We start from the raw sequence: 8,188 nt of genomic DNA, 5'->3' as shown, positions 1-8,188 counted from the left end.
CCCTGTTACATCGCTTTTACGCCGGCTTCCAGTTCGATTGTTACGGCCGGTCGGATGCCCGGCCGGCCAGTAACAATTGGTCTTATGCTGCCAGCTTCTTCAAATAAGCATCCGCTTCTTCCGGCACAGCGAACCACGGGAAGAAGTCAAGCGGGTTGTCAAAACCGTTGGCGATGCGTTTGGCCAAGGACGGATAGGCCTGTGCCGTGCCCATGATGGTAAGCACATGCGGCGGAGGCGGCTGCAGCAGGGCGTTGGTCCAGCCTGTCACATATTGCGCATAATTCCAGTAAGTGTCGAAGGTCGACTGCATGAAGGCGGCATCGTAGGGCCGATCGCCACGAGCGAGGATCGCATCCATATAAGTCTTGGCCGATTTGGAGGCATTGTTCGAACCTTGGCCGGTGATCGGATCGTTGAGTACAACGGCATCGGCCATGCCGAGCACAAGCGCGCCGGAAGGCAGTCTGCCGATCGGCTTGCGCACCGTCGGGGCAAAGGCGCCGGCGAGGATGCCGTTGTCGTCGGTCAGCGTGACGTTTCGGTTGCGATCAGCTTCCCAGGGCAGGAAGGTGCGGAGAATCCAGAGCGATTTCGCCAGATGTTCGTCAGGCGTCTTCACGTCCTTCCAGCAGTCCATCGGACCGCCGGGGATGCCCTCGAACACCATGATGTCGCACGGGCCGTTCACCGTCAGCGCCGGGAAGACGAAATATTCGCCGACCGTCGGGATCAGGTTGAAGTTCACCGCCGAATGGTCCGAGCGCGGCAGCATGCCCTTGACATAGGTGAGCGCCAGCGCCCGCTGCGGCTTGTCGAACGGCGATTTCTCCGCATCGCGCTCGAAGAGTTTTGCTATGTCGCCCTTGCCGGCAGCGACGATGACGAGGTCGGAGAATTTCGCATAGTTTTCGAGATCGTCGATGCCGGCGTCGCGAATGGTGATCGTGCCGCCGCGGCGTTCGAACTCCGTCATCCAGCGCGGGATTTTTACACGCTGGTCGACGCTCTGCGCCGGCCGGTCGAGCTTGCCATTCCAGTCAATCGCCTTGTTGCCGGAACCATCAGGGGCCGGGACGCAGAAATTGATCGAATCGACCGTCGGGCATTCCGCTTCCCAGAAATTCAGCCCGATGTCGCGCTCGTTCTGCAGCGACGCGCCGAACATGCATTGGCTCGACAGAACCTTGCCGGTCCTGACTTCGTCGGCCGTCCGGTTCTGGACGATCTCGACGTCATAGCCGTTGGTGAGAAGGCCGCAGCCGAGCTGCAGGCCCGACTGGCCGCCGCCGACAATGGTGATCTTGCGCTTGCTCATGGTTTCGTTCCCTTGTTCTCGTTGGTCGATCAGTCCATCAGCTTCGGAATGGCCGGCACGTTCTGTTCCGGGCCCATGGCGGTGTAGCCGCCATCGACGCAGATATCGGTGCCGGTGACGAAGCTGGCATTGTCGGAAAGCAGGAAGGCGATGGCCTCGGCGACCTCTTCGGGATTGCCGGTGCGGCCGAGCAGATGGAAGGGTGCGGCGACCTTGTCAGTCTTCTCGCGATTGTCATGCGTGAGCTGCACCATGATATTGCTCCAGGTCCAGCCGGGCGAGACGGCGTTGACGCGGATGCCGTCCGGCGCCAGGTCCATTGCCTGATTGCGGGTGAGCTGCAGGATCGCGGCCTTCGAGACCGGATAGACCCAGCGACCGGTCTGGGCGACCCGGGCCGAGATCGAACCGAAATTGACGATCGCGCCTTTGTTGGCCTTGAGGTGCGCCCGCGCCGCCTGCATCAGCATCACGGAGCTGACGATGTTGATATCCAGCGCCTTCAGCCAGTCAGCGCGGCTAGTCTCCGCCCCGTTGTCGAGATAGGTGCAGGCAACGTTGACGAGGAAATCGAGCCGGCTGGTGGTCTCGACCGTTTTTGCAACGAGGGCGGCGATCTCGTCATCACTGGTGATGTCAGTCCGGATGAAATGCGCCAGGTCGCCGAGACGGCTAGCCGCTGCGCTACCGTCAGCCTCGTTGATGTCGGCGATCACCACTTTCGTTCCATAGCCGATCAGCGTTGCGGCCACAGCCTGGCCGATCAGCGTCGCGCCACCGGAGATGATCGCCGTCTTTCCAGTCAATCCACGCATGGAATTCCCCATTCTCTTGTCAGGATTTTTTTGCAGGCGAATGTATCGACTTCTAAATCACACCCGACGCGACCTGCGTCGTGGTGAAACCGCCGCCGACATAGACAAGCGGCTCGGCATTCACTCTGCCGCTCACCGTCTTGCGGACGCGGCCGATCAGGATCACATGCGTCGCGAATTCGACCGCCTGGTCGAGATCGCAGTCGAAACTGGCAATGGTACCACTCAGAACCGGCGCACCGGTTTCATGCTCCTCCCAGGCGCCCACCTGGAAGCGGTCGCCGGCGGCGAGCCCGCTACGGCCGGCAAATGTCTCGGCCACCGTCTGCTGCTCGCGCGAAAGCACATTAACACAGAAATTGCCGCTCTGCGGGGCGAATTGGCCGACCCAGGTGTCGCGGTTGATGCAGGCGATCACCGCGGGCGGCTCGACGGTGAGCGAGCAGACGGCGGTGGCGGTGACACCGCGCGGCTCGCCATTCGTGCCCCGTGTCGTTACGACGGTGACTGCACCAGCCACCTGGCGCATCGCTGAACGGAACTCTTCCCTGTCCATGGTCAAAACCTCCCGGACTTCCATTCGTTTGAAATTTAAAGTATGTTGATGTTCCGCTCGGAAGGCCGCTTCCGCAATCCAGATTGCGCAAGCCATTATCCGGATCCGGCAAGGCTTTCTCGATAGCGTGAGGGGACCCGATGCAGATAAAGCATGTGCCGCTTTCCCGTTTCGCCGCCGTCGACACACGCTCGCCGGAGGATGCGCGTGACGCGATCGGCCGGATTTTCTGCCCGCATTTCCTCAACCCGCTGGAGCGCGAGCCGAAGCTTTTTCACGCCCGGCATCACACGGTCGTGCAGGCCGATTATTCGGTGAATTTCGTCTCCTACGGATCGACGGTAGAGATCGATCCAGGGGAATTGTCGCGCTTCTTCCTGCTGCAGCTGCCGATCGCGGGCTCGGCCACGGTGCGATGCGGCACGCAAGTGGCGGAGGCATGCGCCGGCATCCGCGCTTCGCTGCTCTCACCGACGCTCGCCTCGCGCATGGTCTGGCACGAGGGCTGCGAAAAGCTTATCGTTCTCATCCGTCGTGAGGCTTTGCAGGCACAATTCGAGAGCCTGACGCATCAGGTTAGCCAGTCGATAGAATTCGATACTGCGGTCGATCTCACCGGTCCTGTCGGCGCGGCGATCCTGCAGCATGTACAAATAATGCTGATGGCCGCGGAAACCAGCGATCGGATCGCCGATGCCTACAAGACCACACTGCGCGATGGCATGACGACGCTGCTGCTGACGGGGCTTGCCAGCAACAAGACGGCCTCGCTGTCGCGGCCCGCGCCGGCTGGCGATCCGGTTGCCGTGCGCCGCGCGCAGGAATTCATGGATGCGCACGCGGAGCGCGCGATCGCCATGGCCGAAATTGCCGCAGCCTCGGGCGTGTCGTTGCGGTCGCTGCAGGATACCTACCGTAAGGTAAAGGGCATGACGCTGGGTGAGGGGCTGTTGGCGCTCAGGCTGGCGCGGTTCCGTTCCAACCTGCTTGCCCAGCGAGAGATCGTTTCGGTGGCTGACGCCGCCTTTGCTGCCGGGCTCGGCCATCTCGGTCGCGCCGCCGCGGCCTATCGCGACTGTTTCGGCGAAACACCGTCCGAGACGCTGCGCCGGCGGAAATGACAGGCGGACCGCCGACGGTCCGCCCATCTCATACCGGATCGCTCATTTTGCCGGATTCTTCGGGTCCCAGAGCTTTGTCTCGGATGTCTTCTCGTATTGCATGCCGTTCGGATAGCTGATCGCTTCGAACTGCAGGCCCCAGGGCGCCTGGAAATACATGATCGTCTGGCCACCGGCTGGACCGTCCTTGATCGGGATCGGCCCCATGCGGGTGGCGATGCCTTTCTTGTCGAGATAGGCCTTGGCGGCAGCGACATCATCGACATAGAAGGCGATGTGAAAGGCGCCGATGTCGCTGTTTCTCTGCACGATCGTCTTCTGGTCCGGCGCAGCATATTCGAACAGCTCGATATTGGAGCCGAAGCCGCAGCGCACCTGGGTGATCTTCTTGATCACAGCCTTGGAATCGACGCCGAGCGCGTCGGTCATGAACGTGCCCTTGTCGTCGGAAAACGGCCCGAAGGACATGGCGGCCTTGCAACCCAGCACATTGGTGAAGAAATCCACGGCCTTGTCCATGTTCGGGACCGTCACGCCAGTATGATCGTGGCCACGCAGGCCGGGCATCGAGTCTGCATGCGCAAGGCTGGCGCCGGCCAGCATGACCGCCGCAGTCAGGGACGTCATCAGAAGATATTTCATGGTCAGTTCCCCTTTCGTGATGCGGGCATGGCTTCGCCGATCGCCGGCGCCCGCAGGTCCGGCGCGGTAGAGATGAAATGCACTCGAATCACACCGCCAGGGCGGTAACTTCAGGCCGCGGCGTCGTCGACGGGGCTTTGCCGGTCGAGCCAGTCGGGGTCGATTTCCGGCAGCGGGATCGCGTCGAGAAGCGCGCGGGTATAATTGGATTTCGGCGCAGCGAAGACATCCTCGCAGCGGCCTTCTTCGACCACGCGGCCGAAGCGCATCACATAGACCCGGTCGCAGACGGCGCGGATCACCGACAAGTCGTGGCTGATAAAGGCCATGGCGAGGCCCATGTCACGCGATAGATCGCGCAACAGATTGAGCACTTGCGCCTGGGTCGAGACATCGAGACCGGAGACGATCTCGTCGGCGAGCACGAAATCCGGCTCCAGCAGGGCAGCGCGGGCAATGCCGACGCGCTGGCGCTGGCCGCCGGAAAGCTCATGCGGATTGCGGTCGAGCACGACTTTCGGCAGCGCAAACCGGTCGAGGATTTTCTGCACCCGCTCTTCCGCCTGCCGTGCATTGGCGGCCAACCCATGCAGCAGGATCGGCTCGACCAGGATTTTCCGCACCGAATGGCGCGGGTTGAGCGAGGCCATCGGGTCCTGAAAGATCATCTGCATGCGACGGCGTAGCGGCCTCATCTCGCCGTCGGGGAGCTGAGTGATGTCGCGGCCGTCGAAGCGGATTTCTCCGGCGGAGGCATCGACCAGCCTCAGCAAAGCGCGCCCCAGCGTCGTCTTGCCGGAACCGGATTCGCCGACAATGCCCACCGTCTCGCCACGGCGGATCGACAGGTCGACACCGTGCAGCACCTTGTGACCGGCGCCCCCGAATAGCCGGTTGGCGCCATAGGTGACCTCGATGCCGCGGGCGGTGAGAAGATCGTCTGCCATCACTTGATCCCGATCTCGGCGCGCAATTGTTCGAACACGGTCTGCGGCACGGGCTCAAGCCCGGCATTCGGCTGATCGTATCGCGGGCCTGCGGCAAGCAGTGCCTTGGTATAGGCATGTCGCGGAGCGGCGAGCACATCGGCCGTGCGGCCTTCCTCGATCACCTTGCCGGCATAGAGCAATGTCACGCTGTCACAGATCTGGGCGACGACGCCTAGGTCATGGGTGACGAAGATCACGCCGGTGCCATAGGCTTTCTGCATGCCGCGGATCAGCCGAAGGATCTGCTTTTGCACGGTCACGTCAAGCGCAGTCGTCGGCTCGTCGGCAACGACCAGTTTCGGCTCGAGTGCGAAAGCCGCGGCGATCAGCACACGCTGGCGCATGCCGCCAGACAGTTCGTGCGGGTAGGAGCGCAGCACGCGTTCCGGCTCGCGGATATGCACTTCCTCAAGCAACGAGACAGCGCGCACATGTGCCTGCTTGGCGGAAAGCCCACGACGCATGCGAAGCCCGTCGGTCAGTTGCGCCTCGATCCGCCGGCCGGGGTTGAGTGCTGTCTGCGGGTCCTGCGGGATCAGCGAAATCTCGCTGCCCATGATGTTGCGCAGCGCTGGAGCCGGCAAGGTGAGCAGGTTCTTGCCTTCGAAGAGGATCGTGCCGGCTGTCACCCGCACGGTACGGGGCAGGATGCCGAGCAGCGCCTTGGCGATGGTGGATTTGCCGGCGCCGCTTTCGCCGACAAGGCCGCGCACCTCGCCACGTGCGAGCGACAGCGCCACATCGCGCAGGATGGGCGCGCCACCATCGCGATCCGAAACTGCCGAGAGCCCGGCTATGGAAAGTAGCGTATCGGTCATCGGCGCATCATCGGATCAAGCGCCCGGCGCAGGCCGTCGCCGAGCTGGTTGAAGGCAAGAACGGTGAGGAGCAGCATCACCAGCGGCGCCACCATCACCCACCAGCCTTCGTAGACGATCTGGCGGCCCTCGGCGATCATGCCGCCCCAGGTCGGCGTGTCGGAGGAGACGGAGAGACCGACGAATGAGAGGATGGCTTCGACGATCACGGCTATGCCCATTTCCAGGCTGACGAGCGCCACGAGAACCGGAGCGACATTCGGCAGGATTTCGGAGATCAGGATTCGAAAGCGCGGGAAGCCGATGGTGCGCGCGGCGGTGACATAGTCCATGCTTGCCTGCGCCATGGTTTCGGAGCGGACGACGCGACAGAAGCGCGTCCAGTCGATGATGACGATCGCAGCGATCACCGAATGCACACCGGAGCCGAAGACCGCGACGAGCAGGATCGACAGCAGCACCGGCGGAAAGGCCATCCAGATATCGACGAGCCGCGAAATCACCACATCGACCCAGCCGCGGTACCATCCGGCAAGCAGACCGAGCGTGGTGCCCAGGAGAGCAGCGAGGCCAGCGGCGATGAAGGCGACGGTGAGCGCGATCTGGCTGCCATAGATCAGTCGCGACAGCACATCACGGCCGAGATCGTCCGTGCCGAACCAGTAGCCGGCTTCGGCATCGGCGAAGCCGGCCGGCGGAATGGTGCCGAGAGACAGGTCCTGTTCCAAGGGATCCTGCGGGGCGATCCAAGGCGCCAGGATGGCAAGGGCGATCAGGATCAGGATGAAGCCGCCACCGAAGATGACCTTGGGATCGGAAAGAGCAGCGCGCAGCAACTTACGCATGGCGCAGCCTCGGATTGAAGGCCGCGACCAGCAGGTCGACGAGCAGGTTGATGATGATGAACAAAGCCCCGAACACCAGGACGAGGCCCTGGATCAGCGGCAGGTCGCGATTGATCACCGCATCGATCGCCATATTGCCGATGCCCGGATAGGCGAAGATGCGTTCGATGATCACGGTGCCGCCGATGAGGAAGGTGAATTGCACGCCGGTCAGCGCTATGGTCGGACCGACGGCATTGCGCAATGCTTCCTGTAGCACGAGGCGGAGCGTCGACATGCCCTTGAGGCGCGCCAGCAGGATATAATCCTGGACCATGGCTTCGAGCAGCGCCTCCTTGAGTACGCGGGCAATGATCGCTGCCAGCGGCAAAGCCAGCGCCAGCACCGGCATGATCATGTGCGATGCGATATCGCTGAACTCGCGGAGGCGCAGCCGCATGAGGCTCTCGATGAGATAGAAGGGGGTGACGAAATCGGTCTGCACGGTCGGGTCAATTCGGCCCGAGAGAGGTAGGACAGGGAAGAAAACACCGAGAACGAGAACCAGCACAAGCGCCCAGACGAAATCCGGCACCGCCAGCACGGTGCCGTTGACGGTGTCGACCACAGGCTCCAGCGGCGTGCGCCGCACAAGCGTACCGACGATCGCGACAGCACCGCCAAGCAGCACGGCAAAGACCAATGCGGCGACCGCCAGTTCCAGCGTCGCGGGCAGGCGTTCCGCCAGCAGTTCGAGAACATTGCGCCTGAGCGAGATCGACGTGCCGAAATCGCCTGACAGGATGGCCTTCAGCCAGATCCAGAACTGGCTCATGATGGTGCCATCAAGACCGTAATGGGCGCGCATCTGGGCGATCTGCTCCGGCGTCGAGCCGGGCGAGATCATCATGGCGATCGGATCGCCAGGAACGACGCGCAACAGCACGAACACCACGATCGCCACGCCGAGCAAGGTGACGGCGGCGAGCAGGAGCCGGTTGAGGATGGAAAGGGCAAGCATCAGACAATAATTCCGCGCCGCGCCGGTTTTTCGGGCGGCAAAAGCGTAAAGAAGGCAGGGTGAAGCCACAAGAGTGCGCAAGTC

At 62.6% G+C, this 8,188-nt stretch carries 9 protein-coding genes; 1 reads left to right on the top strand and 8 read right to left on the bottom strand.

All coding sequences use genetic code 11. The annotated features are described in order from the left end of the window. Positions 1-82 precede the first annotated feature (82 nt). The 3 genes from AC1D06_RS33415 to AC1D06_RS33405 are packed head-to-tail and all read right to left on the bottom strand — an operon-like array spanning position 83 to position 2,689. Positions 83-1,318, bottom strand: coding sequence for a styrene monooxygenase/indole monooxygenase family protein (locus AC1D06_RS33415; protein WP_477990141.1), 1,236 nt, complete (start codon positions 1,316-1,318; stop codon positions 83-85). Between the two features lie 29 nt (positions 1,319-1,347). Then, a complete protein-coding gene (locus tag AC1D06_RS33410) occupies positions 1,348-2,133 on the bottom strand; it encodes an SDR family oxidoreductase (RefSeq protein WP_477990140.1) in 786 nt (261 codons plus the stop codon). Between the two features lie 52 nt (positions 2,134-2,185). Next, positions 2,186-2,689: a flavin reductase family protein gene (locus tag AC1D06_RS33405; protein ID WP_477877021.1), complete on the bottom strand. Its 504-nt coding sequence runs from the start codon at positions 2,687-2,689 to the stop codon at positions 2,186-2,188. Positions 2,690-2,829: 140 nt separating this feature from the next. Between AC1D06_RS33405 and AC1D06_RS33400 the strand changes: the two genes are divergently transcribed. After that, on the top strand, positions 2,830-3,810 hold the full coding sequence (locus tag AC1D06_RS33400; protein ID WP_477990139.1) for an AraC family transcriptional regulator: 981 nt from the start codon (positions 2,830-2,832) through the stop codon (positions 3,808-3,810). A 42-nt stretch (positions 3,811-3,852) separates the two neighbouring features. On the opposite strand, the gene AC1D06_RS33395 is transcribed toward AC1D06_RS33400, so the two are convergent. The 5 genes from AC1D06_RS33395 to AC1D06_RS33375 all read right to left on the bottom strand — a co-directional run bounded on the left by AC1D06_RS33395 (position 3,853) and on the right by AC1D06_RS33375 (position 8,104). Then, a complete protein-coding gene (locus AC1D06_RS33395) occupies positions 3,853-4,452 on the bottom strand; it encodes a VOC family protein (RefSeq protein WP_477990138.1) in 600 nt (199 codons plus the stop codon). Positions 4,453-4,562: 110 nt separating this feature from the next. Next, positions 4,563-5,399 carry an ATP-binding cassette domain-containing protein gene (locus AC1D06_RS33390; protein ID WP_477990137.1) on the bottom strand — a complete coding sequence of 279 codons (837 nt, stop codon included), beginning with the start codon at positions 5,397-5,399 and terminating at the stop codon, positions 4,563-4,565. Continuing rightward, positions 5,399-6,259 carry an ABC transporter ATP-binding protein gene (locus AC1D06_RS33385; RefSeq protein ID WP_477990136.1) on the bottom strand — a complete coding sequence of 287 codons (861 nt, stop codon included), beginning with the start codon at positions 6,257-6,259 and terminating at the stop codon, positions 5,399-5,401. Before AC1D06_RS33385 ends, AC1D06_RS33390 begins: the two co-directional genes overlap by 1 nt. After that, positions 6,256-7,104 (bottom strand): ABC transporter permease, encoded by an 849-nt coding sequence (locus tag AC1D06_RS33380; RefSeq protein WP_477990135.1) that lies wholly within the window; start codon positions 7,102-7,104, stop codon positions 6,256-6,258. The genes AC1D06_RS33385 and AC1D06_RS33380 overlap by 4 nt, the downstream gene beginning before the upstream one ends. Continuing rightward, positions 7,097-8,104 carry an ABC transporter permease gene (locus AC1D06_RS33375; RefSeq protein WP_477990134.1) on the bottom strand — a complete coding sequence of 336 codons (1,008 nt, stop codon included), beginning with the start codon at positions 8,102-8,104 and terminating at the stop codon, positions 7,097-7,099. The genes AC1D06_RS33380 and AC1D06_RS33375 overlap by 8 nt, the downstream gene beginning before the upstream one ends. Between the last annotated feature and the right edge of the window lie 84 nt (positions 8,105-8,188).

The organism is Rhizobium sp. P2_G2 (assembly GCF_056403555.1).
This window is presented reverse-complemented; position numbering and strand designations above follow the sequence as displayed.

Coding starts and splice junctions, on each gene's coding strand:
- AC1D06_RS33415 (WP_477990141.1), bottom strand. CDS start 1,318: ATGAGCAAGCGCAAGATCACCATTGTCGGCGGCGGCCAGTCGGGCCTG.
- AC1D06_RS33380 (WP_477990135.1), bottom strand. CDS start 7,104: ATGCGTAAGTTGCTGCGCGCTGCTCTTTCCGATCCCAAGGTCATCTTC.
- AC1D06_RS33375 (WP_477990134.1), bottom strand. CDS start 8,104: ATGCTTGCCCTTTCCATCCTCAACCGGCTCCTGCTCGCCGCCGTCACC.
- AC1D06_RS33385 (WP_477990136.1), bottom strand. CDS start 6,259: ATGACCGATACGCTACTTTCCATAGCCGGGCTCTCGGCAGTTTCGGAT.
- AC1D06_RS33410 (WP_477990140.1), bottom strand. CDS start 2,133: ATGCGTGGATTGACTGGAAAGACGGCGATCATCTCCGGTGGCGCGACG.
- AC1D06_RS33390 (WP_477990137.1), bottom strand. CDS start 5,399: ATGGCAGACGATCTTCTCACCGCCCGCGGCATCGAGGTCACCTATGGC.
- AC1D06_RS33395 (WP_477990138.1), bottom strand. CDS start 4,452: ATGAAATATCTTCTGATGACGTCCCTGACTGCGGCGGTCATGCTGGCC.
- AC1D06_RS33400 (WP_477990139.1), top strand. CDS start 2,830: ATGCAGATAAAGCATGTGCCGCTTTCCCGTTTCGCCGCCGTCGACACA.
- AC1D06_RS33405 (WP_477877021.1), bottom strand. CDS start 2,689: ATGGACAGGGAAGAGTTCCGTTCAGCGATGCGCCAGGTGGCTGGTGCA.